The 21,551-nt window shown below is 46.7% G+C and carries 21 protein-coding genes; 13 read left to right on the forward strand and 8 right to left on the reverse strand.

The annotated features are described in order from the left end of the window. Positions 1-65: 65 nt before the first annotated feature. From ITJ88_RS01285 to ITJ88_RS01295, 3 genes are all read left to right on the forward strand, one after another. On the forward strand, positions 66-629 hold the full coding sequence (locus ITJ88_RS01285) for an RNA polymerase sigma factor (RefSeq protein WP_058703803.1): 564 nt from the start codon (positions 66-68) through the stop codon (positions 627-629). Beyond that, complete coding sequence (locus tag ITJ88_RS01290) at positions 610-1,347, forward strand: anti-sigma factor (RefSeq protein WP_195864460.1); 738 nt, start codon at positions 610-612, stop codon at positions 1,345-1,347. The genes ITJ88_RS01285 and ITJ88_RS01290 overlap by 20 nt, the downstream gene beginning before the upstream one ends. Before the next feature lie 185 nt (positions 1,348-1,532). Then, positions 1,533-3,575: a bifunctional diguanylate cyclase/phosphodiesterase gene (locus tag ITJ88_RS01295; protein ID WP_195864461.1), complete on the forward strand. Its 2,043-nt coding sequence runs from the start codon at positions 1,533-1,535 to the stop codon at positions 3,573-3,575. A gap of 232 nt (positions 3,576-3,807) precedes the next feature. On the opposite strand, the gene ITJ88_RS01300 is transcribed toward ITJ88_RS01295, so the two are convergent. From ITJ88_RS01300 to ITJ88_RS01310, 3 genes are read right to left on the reverse strand one after another with little or no spacing between them, the layout of a single operon-like run. After that, positions 3,808-4,155, reverse strand: a complete 348-nt coding sequence (locus ITJ88_RS01300) for an iron-sulfur cluster biosynthesis family protein (protein WP_050678117.1) — start codon at positions 4,153-4,155, stop codon at positions 3,808-3,810. Positions 4,156-4,206: 51 nt separating this feature from the next. Beyond that, positions 4,207-4,938 (reverse strand): tryptophan-rich sensory protein, encoded by a 732-nt coding sequence (locus ITJ88_RS01305; protein ID WP_023469354.1) that lies wholly within the window; start codon positions 4,936-4,938, stop codon positions 4,207-4,209. Between the two features lie 59 nt (positions 4,939-4,997). After that, positions 4,998-5,843, reverse strand: coding sequence for a DegV family protein (locus ITJ88_RS01310; RefSeq protein WP_195864462.1), 846 nt, complete (start codon positions 5,841-5,843; stop codon positions 4,998-5,000). Positions 5,844-6,012: 169 nt separating this feature from the next. Here ITJ88_RS01310 and ITJ88_RS01315 point away from each other — a divergent pair, with 169 nt between their 5' ends. From ITJ88_RS01315 to ITJ88_RS01340, 6 genes are all read left to right on the forward strand, one after another. Continuing rightward, complete coding sequence (locus ITJ88_RS01315; RefSeq protein ID WP_050678114.1) at positions 6,013-6,576, forward strand: helix-turn-helix domain-containing protein; 564 nt, start codon at positions 6,013-6,015, stop codon at positions 6,574-6,576. Positions 6,577-6,589: 13 nt separating this feature from the next. Continuing rightward, a complete protein-coding gene (locus ITJ88_RS01320; protein WP_195864463.1) occupies positions 6,590-7,684 on the forward strand; it encodes an ABC transporter ATP-binding protein in 1,095 nt (364 codons plus the stop codon). Next, entirely contained in the window at positions 7,681-8,490 is an 810-nt protein-coding gene (locus ITJ88_RS01325) for an ABC transporter permease (protein ID WP_029342588.1), read from the forward strand. Before ITJ88_RS01320 ends, ITJ88_RS01325 begins: the two co-directional genes overlap by 4 nt. After that, the gene (locus ITJ88_RS01330; RefSeq protein ID WP_029342587.1) at positions 8,490-9,290 is read left to right on the forward strand and encodes an ABC transporter permease; all 801 of its coding nucleotides are present in this window, start codon (positions 8,490-8,492) and stop codon (positions 9,288-9,290) included. The genes ITJ88_RS01325 and ITJ88_RS01330 overlap by 1 nt, the downstream gene beginning before the upstream one ends. Positions 9,291-9,293: 3 nt before the next feature. Continuing rightward, entirely contained in the window at positions 9,294-10,367 is a 1,074-nt protein-coding gene (locus ITJ88_RS01335; RefSeq protein ID WP_195864464.1) for an ABC transporter substrate-binding protein, read from the forward strand. 162 nt (positions 10,368-10,529) lie between these two features. Then, positions 10,530-11,039: a hypothetical protein gene (locus tag ITJ88_RS01340; protein ID WP_195864465.1), complete on the forward strand. Its 510-nt coding sequence runs from the start codon at positions 10,530-10,532 to the stop codon at positions 11,037-11,039. Between the two features lie 32 nt (positions 11,040-11,071). Here the strand turns inward: ITJ88_RS01340 and ITJ88_RS01345 are convergent, their stop codons facing one another. After that, positions 11,072-11,680 carry a YktB family protein gene (locus ITJ88_RS01345; RefSeq protein WP_058703797.1) on the reverse strand — a complete coding sequence of 203 codons (609 nt, stop codon included), beginning with the start codon at positions 11,678-11,680 and terminating at the stop codon, positions 11,072-11,074. A gap of 132 nt (positions 11,681-11,812) precedes the next feature. Here ITJ88_RS01345 and ITJ88_RS16445 point away from each other — a divergent pair, with 132 nt between their 5' ends. Then, positions 11,813-13,510 carry a GGDEF domain-containing protein gene (locus ITJ88_RS16445; RefSeq protein ID WP_058703796.1) on the forward strand — a complete coding sequence of 566 codons (1,698 nt, stop codon included), beginning with the start codon at positions 11,813-11,815 and terminating at the stop codon, positions 13,508-13,510. Positions 13,511-13,606: 96 nt separating this feature from the next. Here the strand turns inward: ITJ88_RS16445 and ITJ88_RS01355 are convergent, their stop codons facing one another. The 4 genes from ITJ88_RS01355 to ITJ88_RS01370 form a co-directional block, all read right to left on the reverse strand. Continuing rightward, entirely contained in the window at positions 13,607-14,257 is a 651-nt protein-coding gene (locus ITJ88_RS01355; RefSeq protein ID WP_047393045.1) for a homing endonuclease associated repeat-containing protein, read from the reverse strand. A 269-nt stretch (positions 14,258-14,526) separates the two neighbouring features. Continuing rightward, positions 14,527-16,176: a peptide ABC transporter substrate-binding protein gene (locus tag ITJ88_RS01360; RefSeq protein ID WP_195864466.1), complete on the reverse strand. Its 1,650-nt coding sequence runs from the start codon at positions 16,174-16,176 to the stop codon at positions 14,527-14,529. A 329-nt stretch (positions 16,177-16,505) separates the two neighbouring features. Next, a complete protein-coding gene (gene bcp / locus ITJ88_RS01365) occupies positions 16,506-16,955 on the reverse strand; it encodes a thioredoxin-dependent thiol peroxidase (protein WP_195864467.1) in 450 nt (149 codons plus the stop codon). Between the two features lie 12 nt (positions 16,956-16,967). Further along, positions 16,968-17,807 (reverse strand): hypothetical protein, encoded by an 840-nt coding sequence (locus ITJ88_RS01370; RefSeq protein ID WP_195864468.1) that lies wholly within the window; start codon positions 17,805-17,807, stop codon positions 16,968-16,970. Between the two features lie 122 nt (positions 17,808-17,929). Here ITJ88_RS01370 and ITJ88_RS01375 point away from each other — a divergent pair, with 122 nt between their 5' ends. From ITJ88_RS01375 to putP, 3 genes are all read left to right on the forward strand, one after another. Beyond that, positions 17,930-18,217 carry a HesB/YadR/YfhF family protein gene (locus tag ITJ88_RS01375; RefSeq protein ID WP_023469340.1) on the forward strand — a complete coding sequence of 96 codons (288 nt, stop codon included), beginning with the start codon at positions 17,930-17,932 and terminating at the stop codon, positions 18,215-18,217. 130 nt (positions 18,218-18,347) lie between these two features. Further along, the gene (pruA, locus tag ITJ88_RS01380; RefSeq protein WP_029342578.1) at positions 18,348-19,892 is read left to right on the forward strand and encodes an L-glutamate gamma-semialdehyde dehydrogenase; all 1,545 of its coding nucleotides are present in this window, start codon (positions 18,348-18,350) and stop codon (positions 19,890-19,892) included. A gap of 78 nt (positions 19,893-19,970) precedes the next feature. Next, positions 19,971-21,482 (forward strand): sodium/proline symporter PutP, encoded by a 1,512-nt coding sequence (putP, locus tag ITJ88_RS01385; RefSeq protein ID WP_304999642.1) that lies wholly within the window; start codon positions 19,971-19,973, stop codon positions 21,480-21,482. The last annotated feature ends 69 nt before the right edge of the window (positions 21,483-21,551 follow it).

Raw genomic sequence — 21,551 nt, forward strand, 5'->3', positions numbered from 1 at the left:
GAAAACGATTTGGTGTCAGCTTGCGTATACTATATGATAAGGCTGACATCAGAAGGAGGAGAAGGATGCACACTCAATCCGATGAATCGCTTTATCACCTGATGCGTAGCGGTGATGAGCAAGCCCTCGAGACGTTGTACGATAAGTACGAGAGGCTGTTGTTCTCATTCGCCCATCGCTTTACGAATAATGACCGGTTGTCCGAAGAAGTCATACAAGAAGTGTGGATGAAGATTTGGAATGGTCGTGTTGATTTTGATACACAAAAAGGCAAGTTTTCATCGTGGATTTTAACGATTACACGTAACGCGGCACTGGATTGTCTCCGTCGTGAAAAACGACAGCCGACGATCGAAGTCGAGGAGCGAGATGGTGGATATGACGAGCCGGTCGAGCGGACGGTCATGCAGCGGGAAACGGCTGCTGAAGTGCGCGGGGCGGTCAGTGAACTGAAGCCCGAGCAGCAAGAGCTGATTGAACTCGTTTACTTCCAGGGTATGACGCAGCAACAGATTTCAGAGCGACTCGATTTACCTCTTGGAACGGTCAAGACGCGAATCAGGAGCGCGATTCAAGCATTACGAAAACGAATGGATGGGAGGGAACGAGATGGAAGAACGTTGTCATGACTTAATCGATTATTTCAATGGAACATTATCCGCAGCAGATCGCGACGCGTTCGAAGCGCATCTTGCGACGTGTGAAGAATGTCGCGAAGCGCTTTTAGAAATGGAAGAACTCATGCTTCCCATCGCTGAATCGCTTCCGGAGCGACCCGTTCCTGCAGGTATGAAAGCACGGATTCTTGGAGAAGTCCTTGGTTCAGCAGAGACGGCGTCTCCGAAGGAAGCACCGATGACTACTCCGGTAGACATCAAACAAGCACGCCAGCAACAAACGAAGAAAAAGAGTGTCCCACTCGGCTGGTTGATGAGTATCGCCGCCGCCTTGATTCTCTCACTTGGTGCGAACGCCTACTTCCTCTCACAGGAAGAAAGCACGGATACACCCGAGACGTTAGCCATGGATGAGATCAAAGGGATGGGGAACTTCGAAAGTACCGAAGCGATCAAAGGATCAAGTATGATTTTCACGCAAAACGATAAATCGTACATGCTGGTTCAGTTGAAAGATTTACCGCCACTTCAAGAAGGGCAACTTTATCAGTTATGGACGATCGAAGGCGAAACACCTACTGCGAACGGTGTCATCGAAAAAGATGGAGAGGCAGCAGCTGTCTTCCCACTTAAAGGAGACGGCAAGGTGGACGCGGTCGCCATCACGGTCGAACCCGAACCAGATTTAGAAAAACCGACGGGCGAAATCGTCGCATCGGTCGCATTATAAGAACGAAGTTTAGCGGATCCGTCTCGTACGGATTCGCTTTTTTTTGTGCAAGGTGCTCAATGGAATAAGTAAATGCGCGTTGAAATGATAAGAAATCGAATGAATTTCTAATTTTTACTGAAGAAATGAGACCGAGCAGACGATAGTTAGGAGAATGACAGTCTATTAAGGAGAGGCCTCATACAATGAATGAATGGATCATCTTAACGAAACATTATGAAGTGACACTCGTCGTAGTGTCGGTGCTCGTTGCCATCATCGGATCATATGGTTCACTAGAGTTAAATCGGCGTCTCGCGAAGGCGACTTCCTTGAAGAAGCGTGCCTTGTTCCTCTCATCATTGACGATGGGATTATCAATCTGGGGAATGCATTTCGTCGGGATGGGGGCATTCGCCCTGTCGGTTACGGTTCGCTATGATTGGTTTTTAATGTTCTTATCCGTCATTCCTGCCATTTTGGCTGCTTTCATTGCCTTCCATCTCTTGTATTCGTCGACGATTACGAGAAATAAGGTGATTTTAGCGGGGGCACTGATGGGAGGCGGAATCGCCACGATGCATTATCTGGGGATGATGGCGATGCAGTTCGGTGGAACCGTCCGATATGAGACAGGATTATTCCTCTTATCGGTTCTGATTGCCGTCACGGTCGCGTATATCGCATTGCTACTGCTTCATCGCTTAAGACATGTCAATCAGAAACGGATCTTGATTCCCATCGCGGTCGTGATGGGGTTTGCCATCTCGTCGATGCATTATGTCGGAATGCTCGGTACATCGTTTTGTATCCCAGCTTCCAATGCCGGGATCATCGGTGATGCTCCCATCACGTCGAACATCTTAAACGAAGTCGCCATCCCCGTCTTCTTGATCGTCATCTTGATTGCTGGACTCTATATTCATTTGGAGCGACGTGCTTTACAAATGATGGCGTATACCGATCATTTGACCGGACTGCACAATCGCCGGTGGCTCGATCATCATATGGCGAAGGTCGATACCCATTACGGTCGAGCGAAACAAGAGATGGCGATGGCCTTGCTTGATCTGGATGGATACAAGTGGGTCAATGACACATTCGGTTTTGATAAGGGGGATGCCGTCATCCGCCAGTTCGCAGAACGGATGCTACGGACGCTAAAGGAAGATGAAGCATGTATCCGTTACAATGGTACGCAGTTCTTCCTGATCAAACGTGTCTCGCAGGAAGATATGACGGAGGTCTTCGAACAGATTTTAGAGGACGTGCGTCAACCGATCGACCTCGAAGATCAGGCAGTCCATCTGACAGCGACGATGGGCGTCATCTTACCGGATACGAAGGAATCGCTTGAGATGCGGATCGGTCAGATGGAGAGTGCGCTGCGTGCTGGTAAGAACGAGGGACGCGATCGTTTCATCGTATATGATGATGCGCTACACTCTGATCGTAGAGAGCAATTGATCGTTGGCTCCTTACGCCGGGCGATGACGGATTTCAAGGAGTTCGCTCTTGTCTATCAACCGAAGATCGCACTCGCGACAGGAAAGGTGGATCAGGCGGAAGTTCTGATTCGCTGGAATCATCCGAAGTTCGGTTTCATCTCACCGGCGGAGTTTATCCCGCTGGCTGAGAAATATAGTCTAATTCATCGTTTAACGGAGTGGGTACTAAAAGAGACTGTCGCACAGATGGAGATTTGGAAGAAGGAAGATTATTTCATTCGCCAAGTTTCTGTCAACTTGTCCGCGATGCATTTCCGGTCCGAGTCGCACAACGTAATGATCAAAGAAATCGTTCACCATTCCTTAAAGAATGGAAGTGAATTGCAACTACAGCTCGAAATCACGGAAACGTCCGTCATGGAGAATCTGGACCGAGCGATGACGATGCTTGGTGAATTGAAACAGCTTAGTCTGACGATTGCACTTGACGACTTTGGAACCGGTCTATCATCGCTAACGCACCTGAAGCATTTGCCGATCGATATCCTGAAAATCGACAAGTCGTTCATCGATGAAGTCCCACATGACGAACGGGGAACAGCGATCACGGAAATGATCATCCAGCTGGCGAAGAGTCTTGGGATCGAAGTCGTCGCGGAAGGTGTCGAGACACTCGAACAGCATCTCTTCTTGAAACGCCTCGGTTGTGATTATGGACAAGGCTACTACTATAGTAGACCGATGCATGTGAAGGATTTGAATCAGCAAGCGATCGAAGAAACGGTTCTAAATGTCGGATGAGGCAATCCAAACATGATTTTCGTTCGTATACTAGATAAGCATGCGAGGATGATGCATGCGACGTCTGGGGGGACGCAAAGCGCTGGAGTTTTTCACCAGCTCGTGCACGATGCAGACAGACATCCAGTACATTCGACTATACTCAGGCAATCCAGCTTTCAACGCAGCACCTGTCTGTTCGAACACAAACAAAGGCAACTTCCACGACGGAAGTTGCCTTTTTCATTTGTGCTTATGAACGAACCGTCAGAACGCAGCCTGTTTGATCCGTCACGAGCACATTCGTATTGAAGTATTGGCCATCACTCTTTAGGATGAGCGCTTTTTTCTCCGCGTTGTAATCGAGTGTCATTTCTTGATCGAGGAAATGACTCGACCACCGCTTGACGAGAACGGGACCGACGTTCGAATCAATCGTCATGTCTTCCGGTGTCGCTTCATCAACGATGCGAATACTGAAAATACCAGAGTTTCCGCAACCACAACCCTCTGTATCGTAATAGAGATGCAGTTGACCGGATACTTCACCGCGTAATTGGCGGATTCGCTCCTGAGCAGACGGTGTAAATGTGATGTTCATGGTCATTCACTCCTTTTCTTTAGTATACGCCGTTTGAACGAGAAAGGAACGTCACTTGCTCACGCTGACTTGACGGCGCATCCGGACGAGAAGGAAGATATAACCGGCTAACAATAAGACAACGCTACCGAGAACCGTCGTATCAACGAGACCATTATCGGACTCGAAATTGATCGCGATATACGCCCAGACGAAGACAAGCGGATAAATCGGATCACGGTTCGCAAACATGAAGAGAAGAGCGATGATGACTCCGACGACGAGTATGATCATCGTCCAACCCGCATCTCCAATTCCAAGCCAAGATGTCACGCCTTCTGCGTTGATCGTCAGGAAGATGTCGGCAATCGTCGCGACTGATACCCAGCCGAGATAAAGCGAGAACGGTAGCTTGAAGCGTAATCCTTTCGTCTCACGATCAATTTTTGAGTAGATGACGATCAAGGACAACAAGAGACCAACGATGACGACGACGGAGACAACGAACAGTTCAAACGTGAAGGAAACAATCCAGCCAGCATTAAACAGACAGCTGATCAAGAACCACGGTCCGATTTTCTTCGCCAGTTCGTGTTCCTTAAATTTCGGAATCGATTGTAAAATCAACCAGATGAGTAGAATCGTATAAATTAATCCCCAAATCGAGAACGCATACCCAGCCGGTTTGAACAATGTGATGATTGAATCAGAGATTCGTCCTGTCTTTCCACCATCAAGGGCGTTCACAGCAATCGTGAAGATGAAGCCGACCCAGTTGAGCCAAATCCATTTATTATTTTTCAAACAAAAAACCTCCTTTATTCTCTAAAGAAGGTTTACCCAAAAATCAAATTCATTATTCATCACGGTCGGCGTGTCGGGTTCAAAAAGGACATACCGATTGCTGGATTCCCTGTATGCGAACCGAGAACCGGCGTTAAGTCATCGATTCGGACACGCACATCGTATTGCGATTCGAGGCGTTGTTTCCACTCGAGTGCAAGATCATACGCTGTCGCGTGGAATAGTGAAATATCCGTGACCTGCCCCCGTTCAATGATTGCGACAAGATGATCAAAAATCTTTGAATGCGCTTTTTTAAACGTCCGGACGGTTTGGTAAGGAACGATCTTTCCTTCTTCGAAGTGGAACAACGGGCGAAGTTGCAACAAGTTACCGACGAATGCCTTCGTCGAAGAGATGCGTCCGCCTGCTTGTAATTGATCGAGGTTCGCGACCGTGAATTCAATGTGATGGTCGAAACGACGCTCGAGAATGATCTGTTCGACGGATTCGATCGAGTGTCCCGCTTCGACGAGTTCAATCGCTTCTGCCAGAAGTTGACCAGCCGGATAAATCCCACAACGGGAATCAATCGCAATCAGACGAAAGCCAGCAATCTCTGCCCCTTGAACGGAAGCGCTGTACGTGCCACTCAGTTCACTCGATAAGTGAACAGCGAAGCCGACGTCGTAATCCTCTTTCAACCGTTCATAGTGCTCGGTGAAACTCCCGATCGAAGGTTGGCTCGTCGTTACCTTGTGTTTTGAGTCAATCCAGCTATAGACGGTCTCCGCATCAACGTCGACACCATCGACGAAACTTTCGCCATCCTTCATGACAAGTAAAGGGACGACCGAAAGATCATCGCGCTGAGCGATCGTATCCGGTAAAATCGTTGTACTATCAGTGATCCAAGCGATCCGCATAACAAGTTCCTCCTTAAATTAGTACCTGATATTAATTGTAGGTGTAAGCGTTCTTACTGTCAAATGAACATTAAAAAATATTGAACGTTTTAGTTGATTAAATAATGAAATACGCTATAATCGGTACGTGATTAGTAAACTTTTAGTCATCTTATACTAAACTAAGCCGATGAGAGGAGGACGTCGATTGTACTCAATCGGACAAAAAATCAAGAACCTCCGTCTTCAAAAGGGATTGACGCAAGAGGAACTAGGGGAAAGAACAGACCTGAGTAAAGGGTACATCTCGCAACTCGAACGGGAACTCAGTTCACCGTCGATCGAGACGCTGTTTCATCTCCTCGAAGTTCTTGGCATCTCACCGAAGGATTTCTTTGATGAGGATACACTCAATCAAAAAGTCATCTACGGTGAAGAGGATGTCACGACGTATGCCGATGAGGAACAAGGGTATCATGTCACATGGCTCATTCCGGAATCGAACGAGAAAGAGATGGAACCGGTCCTATTGACACTCGCGCCAGGGGGAGCATTCAAGACATATGAGCCATCGGGTGCTGAGACGTTCGTCTATGTGCTTGCAGGAAACGTCACATTGACGCTCGGACGTCAGTCTTTTGTAGCAAAACAAGGAGAGACACTTTACTATAAGGCTTCAGAAATCCATCAACTACGCAATGAGTCAACACAAGAGACGAAGGTCCTCGTGACCGCGACTGACTCATACTTATAAAGGAGGAACTAGATTGGCAGATACTACGATTATTCAATTCAAGGACGTCACGAAACGATACGACGATCAGACCGTCCTCGACCAAGTCAGCTTTGAAATCGAACGCGGGAAGTTCTATACGTTACTCGGACCATCGGGTTGTGGGAAAACGACGATCTTACGACTGATTGCCGGCTTTTCGGAAGCGACAGAAGGAGACATCATCTTCAACGGAAAACGGATCAACGATGTACCGGCGAACAAACGTCAAGTCAATACGGTTTTCCAAGACTACGCACTCTTCCCGCACTTGAACGTCTTCGAAAACATTGCCTTCGGTCTTCGCATCAAGAAGGTGAAAGAAGCAGAGATCGCAAAACGTGTGACGGATGCATTGAAGTTCGTCAACTTGTCCGGTTATGAGAAACGAGAAATTACCGAGATGTCAGGTGGACAGCGGCAACGTGTCGCGATTGCCCGGGCAATCGTCAATGAGCCGGAAGTCATCTTGCTCGATGAACCACTGTCAGCGCTCGACTTGAAATTACGGACAGAGATGCAGTATGAGCTCCGCGACTTGCAACGTCGTCTTGGCATCACGTTCATCTTCGTCACGCACGACCAAGAAGAGGCACTGGCGATGTCAGATGAAATCTTCGTCCTCAATCACGGTGTCATTCAACAATCGGGCACACCGACGGATATCTATGATGAACCGATCAACCGCTTTGTCGCGGACTTCATCGGTGAGTCGAACATCATTCCAGGACGCATGGTGGAAGACTATCGGGTCTGGTTCGCCGAGAAGGAATTCGAATGTGTCGACCGTGGTCTTGAATTGAACGAACCGGTCGAGATCGTCATTCGTCCGGAGGACCTTGAAATCACGAACGTGGCACAAGGGAAACTGCAAGTCACCGTCGATTCGCAACTTTTCCGTGGCGTGCACTACGAAATCGCTTGTATGGATGAAGTCGGTAACGAATGGCTCGTCCACAGTACGAAAAAGGCGACGGTTGGTGAGCAGATCGGACTGACATTTGATCCGGAAGCGATTCACGTCATGCGACTGAACGAGACGGAAGAAGAATTCGATAAGCGTCTGGAATCCTACGACGGGGTGTTATGATGCAAAAATCACGTAACTGGTATCTCATCCCGTATCTATTCTGGATTGCCTTGTTCGTCATCGCACCAATCGTACTCGTCGTCTACTATTCATTCCTTGATTTGGACGGCAACTTCTCATTTGAGAACTACCAGAACTTCTTTACGTCGACCTATTTGACGATGACACTCAGCTCGTTCTGGTATGCGTTTTTGATTACGGTGTTTTCGCTCTTGATCGGTTATCCGACTGCTTACTTGTTGACGAAAACGAAGCATAAACAGCTGTGGCTACTTTTGATCATCTTACCGACGTGGATCAACTTGTTGTTGAAAGCTTATGCCTTCATCGGGTTGTTCAGTACGTATGGTCTTGCGAACCAAACGCTTGAAGCGATTGGGATTGGACGACAACAGATTCTCTTTACCGATTTCAGTTTCGTCTTCGTCTCGGTGTACATCTTCATTCCGTTCATGATCCTTCCGATCTTCAATGCGATTGAAAAATTGAGTCCGTCACTCGTCTTCGCTGCACGTGATCTTGGAGCGTCGAACTTCACGACGTTCCGACGTGTCGTCTTCCCGTTGACGCTCGATGGTGTGAAGTCAGGCTGTCAGCTCGTCTTCATTCCGGCATTATCGCTGTTCATGATTACGCGTCTGATTGCCGGAAACCGCGTCATCACGCTCGGTACAGCGATTGAACAACAGTTCCTCGTGACACAGAACTGGGGCATGGGAGCGACGATCGCTGTCTTCCTCATCATCGCGATGGCGATCATCCTTGCCTTGACGAGTACAAAACGGAAGAAAGGAGCGACGACTTGATGAAACGTCTGAAACTAGCAAATCTTTATCTGATCGGAGTCTTCATCATTTTGTATGCTCCGATATTCTACTTGGCATTCTATTCGTTCAACAGCGCTGACAATATGACGAACTTCGATTCGTTCACGTGGGATTGGTACAAGGAAGTCTTCCAAGATTCACGCTTGTTGATCATCGTCTTGAACACACTCGTCATTGCCTTGTTATCCGCCGCAATCTCGACGATCCTTGGCGTATTCGGAGCAATCGGGATTCAAGCCGTTCGCAAAAAACGGGTCGAGACGTCATTACTAACACTGAACAGCATCTTGATCGTCAGTCCGGATGTCATCATCGGAGCATCGTTCTTGATCTTCTTCACGCTACTTGGCATCCAGCTCGGTTTTACGTCGGTCTTACTGTCCCACATTGCGTTCTCGGTACCGATCGTCGTCATTCTCGTCCTGCCGAAGTTGCAGGAGATGAGTCCAACGCTCGTTGATGCGGCGCGTGACTTAGGCGCAAGCCGTTGGGACGTTCTGACGAAAGTCATCTTGCCGTACATCACTCCCGGTATCTTTGCTGGATTCTTCACGGCATTGACGTACTCACTGGATGATTTTGCGGTGACGTTCTTCGTGACAGGAAACGGCTTTACGACATTGTCCGTTGAGATCTACTCACTTGCCCGTCAAGGGATTTCGATGAAAATCAACGCCTTGTCGACTGTCATCTTCTTGTTTACGTTCCTGCTCGTCATCGGCTACTACTTCTTGAACCAACGAGCTGCTACGAAGCTTTCGCGACCGGAGGTGAAATGACCGTTGAAAAAATTGATTCAATTATTCGCCGCGATTTTCTTGATTTCAGGTGTCATCCTATTCACCTTGAATCAGTTGAACGAGACACAAGGGTATTCGGGTAAAAATGTCCTGAATATCTACAACTGGGGCGATTATATCGACCCGGCACTGATCAAACAGTTTGAAAAAGAGAGCGGCATCAAGGTCGTCTATCAAACGTTCGATTCAAACGAAGCGATGTTGACGAAAATCGAGCAGGGAGGAACGACGTACGATATCGCCGTTCCGTCTGACTATGCGATTGCGAAGATGATCGATGAGAAGCTCGTCGTTCCAATCGATCATCAAAAGATTCCGAATCTCAAGAACATCGATTCGCGCTTTTTAGATTTGTCGTTTGATCCGAACAACAAGTACTCGATTCCGTATTTCTGGGGAACGGTCGGTATCGTCTACAACAAAGACCTGATTGATGGGAAGAAACCGACGAGCTGGAAGGATCTCTGGGATCCGAAGCTGAAGAATCAGATTCTACTCGCTGACGGTGCCCGTGAAGTCATGGGGATGAGCTTGAATAGTCTCGGTTATTCGTTAAATGAAACGGATGAGTCGAAACTGCAAGAAGCAAAAGCGAACTTGATGCGCCTGACGCCAAACGTCAAGGCGATCGTCGGGGACGAGATTAAGTTATTGCTCGCGAATGAAGAAGCAGGACTCGGTGTTGTCTGGTCGGGTGATGCAAACGAGATCATGAGCGAAAACGAAAATCTCGACTACGTCATTCCAAAAGAAGGATCAAATGTCTGGTTCGACAATGTCGTCATTCCGAAGACCGCGAAAAACGTCGAGGGGGCACACGAGTTCATCAACTTCATGTTGCGTCCTGATATTTCAGCGAAGAATGCGGACTACGTCGGCTATTCGACACCAAACAAAGAAGGTTTGAAATTGCTCGATAAGTCGGTTCGGACCGATGAGCGATTCTATCCTGATAAACAAGTTACCGATACGCTTGAAGTCTATGAGAACCTCGGAAAGAAAATGCTCGCGCATTACAATGAGTTGTTCCTAGAGTTTAAGATGCATAAGAAATGAGGTAGAACCTAGTGTCATGCGACACTGGGTTCTTTTTTTATTTCTCATCAAAAAAATAAATATAAGTTCCCAGAAAAAAACTATAAAAACTGAATAATTTTTTGAAATAGGGGAATCAGTTTATTATTAACGCTTTTTATAGGCGCCGAGGAGGACATCATCATGAAACAAGTCTTAGGAATTATCTTAACTGCCGCACTCACTGTCAGCATCGTGTCAGGCACTTCATATAACCAACCGGTCGAAGCAACAAAACAGACAGACGTCAAATGGCTGCAAGAAATTCAAGCACAAGCGAAAAAAGCACGTTCACTCGATGGAAAAGTTGTTCTTGAAAAAACAACACTTGCCCAAGTACATAAATCCTATAAGGGGGAAAAGAACTCAAATTGGTGTCAAAGCGGAAATGGTCTTGCCTCAGCGGATCGTGCCCTTCATTACTGCTCCACGTATGGAGTGAAGGACACAAAAGCGAAAGTCAGTGCTATCGTTTATGATCCGAAACAGGTCAAGCGAACTGTGACAGTCAAGGAAGTCAAAAAAGCGTATCCGACAGCGAAACTCGATAAAACATTCAACGTCATGACCGTTTCCTCAAAACAGGTCAACATTTATCTAAATTTGAATTCCGACCGTACACAAGTCATGTCAATTCTAGTAAAATATAACTAATGTAAAAAGGATGACCGATTCGGCCATCCTTTTTATTTAATCGTTTTATAGAGTGGTACGAGATGCGAATAGGTATTTCGAATCATTTCCAGTAATTCTTCGCGTGACAGGTGATGCACTTGTTCTGCCGGAATGTGGCGACCAACAAGGAATTCTGCCTTTTTGACGTCGTGGAAACGTTGTAATCCTTTTTCGATATCCGTCTCATGAACGGAGACGGCGTCTTTTTTCATATGATCGTATGAGACGACGAAGTCATCCGGAAGGGATGTCAGCAGTTCTGTATGCTGTAACAGTTTCGATGCGTATTGTTGTTTATTCGGCAACTCATAGATGTAGGCGAGCCAAATGAACAGATGATCATCAAACAGACCGACTTGGAAATGCGGATGTTTTTTGTATCCACGTTTATCGGGGGAGAATGCCATCCATGTATCCTTCGGAGGGTTGACCTTCCGGCGGGCGTGTTGCGCGATATGAACATGGACATCTTCTGCTGTTGCGACCGTTAAATCAGGTGCGACTTCCTGACCGATGTCTCGAAAGACCGGCTGGATGCGTTCGCGAATCGCTTCCATCCGTGGTTCTAGTCCATCAATCTGAAATGTATCAAATGCGTGTTGCGTGAATGTATTTGTCATAAAAAATCACCTCGCGTCAATTGTATCAAAGGAAACCATCGAAGTTCGACTTTTTGCTCGAAAAGTAGAATAATAGACATATCGATTTCCAGTAATATACAACTACATAATTTAAAGGAAGGGGAATGTTTTGTGCGTCGTTTTCAACAATATCTCCTTCGAAGCTGGGTCGTTTTTTTCGTAATCGTCATAGGCATCGATCTTTTTGCGAAGTCGAGAGATTATAGTCTCAGCGTCGATTTGTTTACGTTCTTATTGATTGCCGCCTTATCGACGATTTTCGTCGTCGATCCTGTCCGTCGTCGTCATATGAGTTTTACTTTCCATTTTGGATTCGTCCTCTTTACATTCTTGACGTATGGATTACTATCAGCGATTTGTGTCGGGCAGTTGACGATGCTCATCTATCAGTTGCGAACGATTCATACACCAATCGGACGTCGGCGGATGTTACATAACTATCCCTTCAACGTCGCACTCGAATTGTTTTTAATCGTTCCAGCAGGTCTTGCCTATAATGCACTCGGCGGGACACATGGCGAAGCATTCGTGCTGACAGAAAACATCGTGCCGTTACTGGCGATGGTCGCGATCCTCTGGATCGTCCTCTTATTGCAATATCAGTTATCTCGATTTCTTCTTGGAGAAAACATTCCAAATGATGTCATGTTCCAGCTGCTACGTTTCGAAGCGGTCGTCATCACGGCAGAATTGTTATACGGAATCTTCAGCACACTCGTTGTTCAAGGAAACGGGAATAGCGGACTCGTCATGGCGGCGTTTGCCTTATTCATCATCAAGCGTGCACTGGGAAGTTCCGTTGAGGCGACAGACCGGATCGAACATTGGGAGCAGATTGAGCGATTAAAAGAGGCGGCTTGGAAAGACGGTGATGCCCAGTTCATCATTGAGCGGTATTTACGACAGCTCAATCAATTCGTCAAACCGGATATCGCTTGGATTAAATTTGATTTCAAAGAAGGAAAGCAGAGCGTCTACTATTCGTTGAAGGACGGACGAAAGTTAAAAGCCGATCATGTCGAAGGGCGAATCATTGAAGATATCATCGAGAAAGAAGAAGTCCTTCTTTACGGGATGCAACAGGAGTGGGATATTCGTCTTTACGATAGCTTGCCGGAAGAGACACAGTCGGTCCTTTTTATTCAACCGGAAGCGACGGAGACGATCAACTGCTCGTTGCTCCTTGCCTCGAATGCAAGTGGTGAGTTCACGCAGGATTTTGGTTATGAGCTATATCGTGCCCTACGTGTTCTGTCGTGGGCAGTGGAACGGGCACACGAGCGAGAGCGCTTGTTGACCGACAGCCGGACGGATGCGATGACGAAACTACCGAACTATCGTGCCTTGCAAGAGTGGGGCGATCGTCGTATTAAACAACGCGATCTTTATCCGTTCTCAGCCTTAATGATCGACTTAGATCACTTCAAACAAATCAATGATACGTACGGTCATGAAGTCGGAGACGTCGTCTTATTTGAAGTGGCGAAGTTACTAATGCAAGCAACACGCATCACGGATCTTGTCGCGCGTTACGGAGGAGAGGAGTTCGTCATCTTACTACCGAATACGGATCTTGATTCAGCCCAAATCGTCGCAGAACGAATCCGCGAGACGTTGCATGCGAATCCGATCTTAGTCGAAGGGCATACGCTCCGGATCACGGCTAGCATCGGCATCGATACATTAAAGGAACTTGGTGATCTCGCGAGTTTGATTCGAAATGCCGATCGTGCGATGTACGTCGGAGCGAAGTTCCAAGGGCGCGATCGTGTGGCATCGTATCAGGAGTGGAAAGAGAAGGTCATTTAAATCAAGTAGAAGAAGGTAGCAGAGACGCTATCTTCTTTTTTGGTGAAAAAAATCCTCCCAGTTCAGATGAACGAGAAGGATCGAAAAAGAATAAGTTCATTGTGCTTGTTGTTTGCTGAGACGAATCTCATTTTCAATCGCATGGATCGCGGCTGACCAAGAACCGTAACGATGAAGTAAGGCTTTCGTCGATGGTTTGTTGTTCCGTTTTGCCCATTCCCGGTACGCTTCAAAAGAGAGGGCAAAGCCGACCTCCTCGATGGCTTGACGCAGAGAAGCAGCAAGTTCAGCTTTCGAATAAGTGACGCTTGCTTCAAGTCCTGCAGCGGTACACGCATCGTGCCACGAACCGAACATCTTGACGATGTGATAGTGACTCGGTGCATGATGGACAGATTTACGCCACATCTGGTACTTCTTGAGTGTGATCGTAGAGCCGACGTCTTGTGCGTACCGTTCGAATGACTTTAAGATTTCGTCTTTCGTATATTTCGGTGCCCGCTCGAGCTCCTCCGGCTGTTGATCGACATTCCACTCATACCCAGCAGCAGACAAGGCTTCCGGCCATGATCCGAATTGACGAATGATGTTTTCCGGTTGAGGCCAGTCATTAACTAAAGCATAACGGCGATAGACAGTACGGCGTGGACGGTCCTGGATGAGTTCACCGACCGCACGGATGGCTTCAATCATCTCAAGCTGCTCTTCTGTATAACTCTGTTGACTCGTAAGTACACGTTGCTTCATGAGTGAGTCCTCCTTCCTAGTTCGATGTAGTATTGAGGCAAAAGTCCTCTGTATTAGATATATCGGTACATTTCCATTAATTATGAATAATTCCCGCAAAATATTGTAAATAAAGTGAATCGGATTCTTTGCTTAGTATAAATGGAAGTCATGGAAATGAAAACAGAATGACACGAAATTTTAATTCTATTCAGAAAAATAGGACAAACGGCTCATATGGAAAAAAAGACCAGACACGCTCGTCAGCGAATCTGGTCTTTTGATATAACTTATTTTCCTTCGATGTAAGCCCATTTGTACGAAGTATCGGCACCGACTTTGTGGTTAACGATTCCTTTGACGTATGGTTTACGAAGAGAAGAAACACCTTTTTGGTACATGACGGAGATTGCTTGATCGTCTTCAAGGAGTACTTTTTCAGCATCTTTGAGGGACTGCCAACGTTTTGCTGCGTCAGTCTCTTTTTGAGCTGATTTGATGAGTGAATCATACTTATCGCTTGTGTATTTACCGCGGTTGTATGGTCCACCAGTTACCCACATATCGAGGAATGTCATCGGATCCTGATAGTCAGGTCCCCATCCTGCGAATGACAGTTCGAACTCACCTTTCGATTCGAGCTCTAGCTTGTTCTTGAACGGTTGTTGTTTGATCGTGACTTCAAGACCTGGAAGGTTTTTCTCCCACTCGCCTTTGAGGTACTCTGAGATTTTCTTCGAGTTGTCATCATCATATGAGAGTAGCTCAAGTTTGAATGATTTCTTACCAACTTCTTTAAGTCCTTTTTCGAATGATGCTTTTGCAGCAGAAGCATCGAATGAACCGAAGCCTTCGTTTCCATCACGGAAGTCTTTACCGTCTGGACCTTTCGCAAAGTCTTTTGGTACATAGTAGTAAGCAGGGATCGAACCGTTGTTCAAGAGAACCTTTGCCATCTGCTCTTTATCGTACCCAGAGTCGATCGCTTTACGGATATCCTTGTTCTTCAAGAGTTCATTCTTGAAGTTCATTTGGACGTAGAACATGTTCGCATCGAGACGAGTTATGAAATCGTCATCATCTTTATATTGATCGACAAATTCACTCGTTAAGCCAGCTAAATCAACATCGCCTTTTTCATACAAGTTGACACCTGTAGAGACTTCTTTAACGATTTTCGTGTTGATTTCTTCAAGTTTGACGTTATCTTTATCCCAATACTCATTGTTCTTTTTGTAACTCCAGCCGACATCGGTCTTCCAATCCGAGAGGACGAACGGACCGTTGTAAAGGAAAGTATCTGCATTCGATGCGAAGTTCTTGCCTTGTTTTTCGACGAATTCTTGTTTCAATGGCATGAATGAACCGAAACCAGTCAACGATTTGAAGTATTCAGCCGGTTGTGTCAACTTGACTTCAAGTGTCTTGTCATCGACCGCTTTGACTGCGACATCTTCTGCTTTCCCTTTACCTGTGTTGTATGCTTCTGCACCCTCGATGAGGTACATGATGTATGCATACTGCGAACCACTCTTCGGATCAAGGACGCGTTTCCATGCGTATTCGAAGTCTTTTGCTGTGACATCACTGCCGTCCGACCATTTCGAATCACGAAGTTTAAATGTGTATGTAAGTTTATCTTCTGAAATGTCAACACTTTCTGCGACACCCGGTGTTGCTTCTTGTTTGTCGTCAAGGCGGAACAGTCCTTCTTGAACGTTGTTCAAGACTGTAAACGATACTGAGTCCGTTGCGACGGTTGGGCTAAGTGCCGGGATATCCGAACCGTTGATCAAATTCAAGACTTGCTTGTCTGAGGCTTTCTCTCCTGACGTCGAACTGCCTTCTTTTGAACCTTCATCTGTCGTCGAACATGCCGCAAGACTTGATCCAGCGATTGTCAGTGCTCCGACGAGTGCAAGTGCCTTTTTCTTCTTCATAAAGTAAATCCCTCCCAAAAGAAATAGATATATCTGGTGAAACGATAAGAACCGATAGGATAGCGATCCGGTGTCCGACTAAAAATAAGAGGGGTCATCGCCTTTTATTCTTAAGCTGTGGAAAGCACCGGATCAACTTGTTATCAATAATAAATACAATATTCAGAAAAATCAATAGAATATTTTCAGATTATTTCAAAATCATTAAATTTATGTGTGATACCAACGTTTTTCTCGCGAATTTATTTTTATGTAAGGATAAAATTAGGAATTATTAGAAGTATTTAATACAAAAAGAACCAGTTGTATGAAACAACTGGTTCTTGAACTTATTTCTTTTCTTGGACGTACTGAAGTGCTTCTGCGACATGATCTTTTACTTTCACACTGCGCCATTCTTTAACGATTTCACCAGATTCATCGATTAAGAAAGTTGAGCGAACAATTCCATAATATTCCTTACCATAGTTCTTTTTCAGTTGCCAGACACCATATTGCTCACACACTTCGTGATCGACATCTGATAACAATTGAAACGGTAATTCGTATTTTGCGATAAAATTTTGATGCCGTTTCTGACTATCAGCAGAAACACCGAGAATGACGGTGTTGTTCTCTTCGAACGCTTGCGTCGCATCACGGAAATCACATGCCTCGGTCGTACAACCAGGCGTTGAATCCTTCGGATAGAAATAGAGTACGACTTTTTTTCCACGATAATCCTCGAGGGAAATTGATTCTCCTCGTGCATTCGGAAGGGTGAATGTAGGTGCTTGCATGAAAATTCCTCCTTATCCTAATTCCATGTTTAATTGATCCGCATATTTCTCAAGCTTCTTTTGAAGACTTTCTTTTAATGGATCGAGTGCGATCAAGTACTTCTCATAATCCGTACCAGCTTTCGCCGTCTTCATGAGGAGTGGCTGTTCTTCTTCATACCAGTCTGCGTAGTCTTGATAGTAATCAACGAGCGTCTCAGGGTTTCCTTCGTTCTTGAGCGCCTCACCGTAAATCATCAGAATGTTACTGTTCATCTCGAGCGCCATATAATCGGTTTGTGCATTGACGCGAGAAAAGACGGCATCCTGCTCTTTTTCATCCGTTTTTCCAATCTCGTCAGCTGCCTTCGCATTGACACCATACTCATCAGCGTTGAATCCGGTGAACATATCGCCAAGCGTCGAGAAGACGGCTGGGTCGAAGGTCGTCGGTGTCAGAACGACCTTCCACTCGTCGTCTTTCTTCAATAACAGCTTCGATCCTCGGTTCGGGAGAATCGATCCTTTTGCATCCTTGAATTCGTGGATGATATAGGCGACGTCGCCCTTTTGGAACGACTTGACGACCTTACCGGGAACGACATTCAAGTTTTTCGCACCAACGGCAAGCGGTTCAAGTTGTTTTTCGTCACCCGTATATTCAATCGATGCGAGATCCTTCGCATCTGCTCGTCCGGATTGACCGAGCGTTTTTTCGTATGTTTGATAGACGTCAAGAACGGCTTGTTCAGCCTTCTGTTGTTTCGTTTCCGTCGTCTTCGGGGATTTGGTATCTGTAGAAGACGGAGAATCGTTTCCGCAACCGACGAGTACGAGACTGGTCGCAAGCAGCACTACGAGCGATCGTTTCATTCGAATTCCTCCTAAGATGAATGTTTCATGGTGATTCCATAGCTAATCTTGTCTCTACCATACAGGAAATTCGCTTTTTTGAGTAGGATATCGGTACACTAAACGAAAGGGGAGTGATAGATATGAAAATTCATATTACAGATGAGGCATTGCAATACTTTAAAGATGAGATGGAAGCAAAATCAGGCGATACGATTCGCTTCTTCGCAAAATATGGTGGCTCAACGGATTTAACACAAGGTTTCTCGGTTGGTGTTCATATGGAAGAAGTCGAACGGGCAGCAGTCGAAGAAGTCGTCGACGGCATCCACTTCGTCGTCTCGGATCAAGATGATTGGTTATTCCAAGGGCAAGACGTTAAAGTTTCAATTGAACACGAAGAGATCGTCTTTTCACAAGCGAAGGAATAATTGAGAACGGAGGAGCGACCAAATCGGTCGCTCCTCTATTTTTTTGACTAGAATAATTGTAAGCGGACTCATGCTTCTGTACAATGGAGAATGTAAGCGATTTAAAGTAGAGATTAAAGGGGGAATAGAGATGATTCCGTACAAACACGAACCATTCACGGACTTCTCACAAGAAGCAAACAAGAAAGCGTTCGAAGAGGCACTTGCACTCGTCACGCAAGAACTCGGCAAAGATTATCCGCTCGTCATCGGTGGAAAACATGTGACGACGGAAGATAAAATCGTCTCCGTCAATCCGGCTAACAAAGAAGAAATCGTCGGACGTGTCTCGAAAGCGACACAGGAACATGCAGAAGAAGCGATGCAAGCAGCAGTCACAGCTTTCGAAACATGGAAATTCGTCAATCCGTCTGTACGTGCGGACGTCCTATTCAAAGCAGCGAACATCATCCGCAAGCGGAAGCATGAGTTCTCTGCCTACCTCGTCAAAGAAGCAGGGAAGCCTTGGAACGAAGCCGATGCCGATACAGCAGAAGCAATCGACTTCCTCGAATACTACGCACGTCAGATGCTCGTCTTAAAAGACGGCAAAAAAGTCGAGAGTCGTCCAGGCGAATACAACCGTTACGATTACATTCCACTCGGTGTTGGTGTCATCATCTCACCATGGAACTTCCCACTCGCGATCATGGCTGGAACAGCTGTCGCAGCAATCGTGGCAGGGAATCCGATCCTCTTGAAACCCGCATCGACGACACCGGTCGTCGCAGCGAAATTCGTCGAAGTGATGGAGCAGGCTGGTCTTCCAGCTGGTGTCTTGAACTTCGTACCCGGTTCAGGAGCAGAAGTTGGTGACTACCTCGTCGATCATCCGAAAACACGTTTCATCAGCTTCACGGGATCACGTGATGTCGGTCTTCGCATCAACGAGCGGGCATCGAAACTAAACGAAGGTCAAATCTGGCTCAAACGCGTCATTGCGGAAATGGGCGGAAAAGATACGATGGTCATCGATGAGTCGGCTGACCTCGATTACGCAGCGGACATGATCACGAAAGCGGCATTCGGATTCTCGGGTCAAAAATGTTCAGCTTGTTCACGTGTCGTCGCACTCGACTCTGTCTATGACGAGTTGCTCGAAAAAGTTGTCGCGAACACGAACAAACTGAGCATCGGTAACCCGACAGATGTCTCGAACAATGTCGGACCGGTCATTGACGCAGCAGCATTCAAGAAAATCACGTCGTACTTCGACGTCGCAAAAGAAGAAGGACGTATCGTCGCAGGTGGTACGGCAGATGATTCAACAGGATTCTTCGTCTCACCGACAGTCGTCGCTGACGTTCAACCAACGGATCGTTTGATGCAAGAAGAGATCTTCGGACCAGTCGTCGCCTTCACGAAAGCGAAAGATTTCAAAGAAGCAATCGACATCGCGAACAACACGGAATACGGATTGACAGGTGCTGTCATCACGCAAGACCGGACGAACCAAGAGTACGCGCGTGCGAACTTCCACGTTGGTAACCTCTACTTCAACCGTGGGTGCACAGGCGCAATCGTCGGCTACCAACCATTCGGTGGATTCAACATGTCTGGAACGGATTCAAAAGCAGGCGGACCGGATTACTTGACTTTACATCTTCAAGCAAAAACAACTTCAGAAATGTTCTGAAATGGTGTTTAATAGATGAAACGGGTGTGCGACCTGCATGCCCGTTTTTCTTATATCACGAAAAAAGGGGGAGCAAGGATGAACGGAATGTGGTTCGCGATTTTGCTGTATCTCGGACTGATGGTCGCACTAGGCGTCATTGCGTATTATCGGACGAAGAACATGAATGACTACATGCTTGGGGGACGTACGATTGGTCCCGTCGTCACGGCGCTCTCTGCAGGGGCAAGTGACATGAGTGGCTGGCTGTTGATGGGATTACCGGGTGCGATGTATGCAACTGGTCTGTCCAGTGGATGGATCGTCGTTGGTTTATTGCTTGGCGCATACGCCAACTGGTTACTCGTTGCGCCGCGTCTGCGTGCGTATACGGCACATGCAGGAGATGCGATCACGATTCCCGATTACTTTGAAAAACGATTCCACGATAAAAGTGGTGTCTTGCGTACTGTTTCAGCTGGAGTTATCTTAATATTCTTTATAATGTACGCATCAAGTGGTTTTGTCGCTGGTGGTCGTTTGTTCGAAGCCGTCTTTGGTCTCGAGTACACGAAGGGTCTTTGGATTCTTGCGGGCGTCGTCATTGCATATGTCTTCCTCGGCGGTTTCCTTGCTGTCAGTTGGACGGACGTCGTCCAAGGGATGATCATGGTCATCGCGCTGTTGATCGTACCTGCTATTGCATTGACTTTAAGTGGTGGGATCAACGACACACTCGAGACGATCCGGTCGACGGACGGCTCTAAATTGGAACTCTTCAAAGGGACGACGACGATCGGTATCATCTCGCTCCTCGCTTGGGGACTCGGGTATTTCGGTCAACCGCATATCATCGTCCGTTTCATGGCAATCCGGAACTTACACGAGATGAAGTCGGCACGTCGCGTCGGAATGATTTGGATGACATTCTCGATTGTTGGTGCGATGGTGACAGGTTTGATTGGTTATGCCTACTTCACGCAACAAAGTGCTGGACTAAAAAATCCAGAGAATGTCTTCATTCAACTATCACGTGATCTCTTCCCAGGATTCATTACGGGACTGTTGCTGGCAGCCTTACTCGCTGCGATCATGTCGACGATTTCGACGCAACTCCTCGTCTCTTCGAGTGCGGCGACGAATGATTTCTATCACCGTTTCTTTAAACGGAGTGCCTCAGACCGCGAACTGATGATCATGGGTCGCGTCATGGTTCTCGTCGTTGCGGTTCTCGCGATTCTCTTATCGTTTGGCGCGCAGAAGTCGATTCTGACGCTCGTCGGATATGCGTGGGCTGGTTTTGGTTCAGCGTTCGGACCAGTCGTGCTGTTCAGCTTACTATGGCGCCGGATGAACAAGACTGGAGCACTTGCTTCGATGATCACGGGATCCGTCGTCGTCATCGCTTGGATTCTCATCAATCAGAACGTTGCTGGATTACCATCCTACATTTCGGAAATGTACGAGATGATTCCGGCGTTCATCGCTTCTACGATTGCGCTCGTCATCGGCAGTCTCGTGACGAAGGAACCGAGTCAAGCCATCTATGACGAATTCGATCAGGTACAAGCGCAACTAAAAGGTGCAGAACCTGAGCGGAAAATCGTCTAATTAACCAAAAGGGGTGTTTCCTGATTACAGGAGACATCCCTTTTTAATTCACTTCATATGTTGTTATTT

The organism is Exiguobacterium abrahamii (assembly GCF_015645365.1).
Taxonomy (GTDB): Bacteria; Bacillota; Bacilli; order Exiguobacteriales; family Exiguobacteriaceae; genus Exiguobacterium_A; species Exiguobacterium_A abrahamii.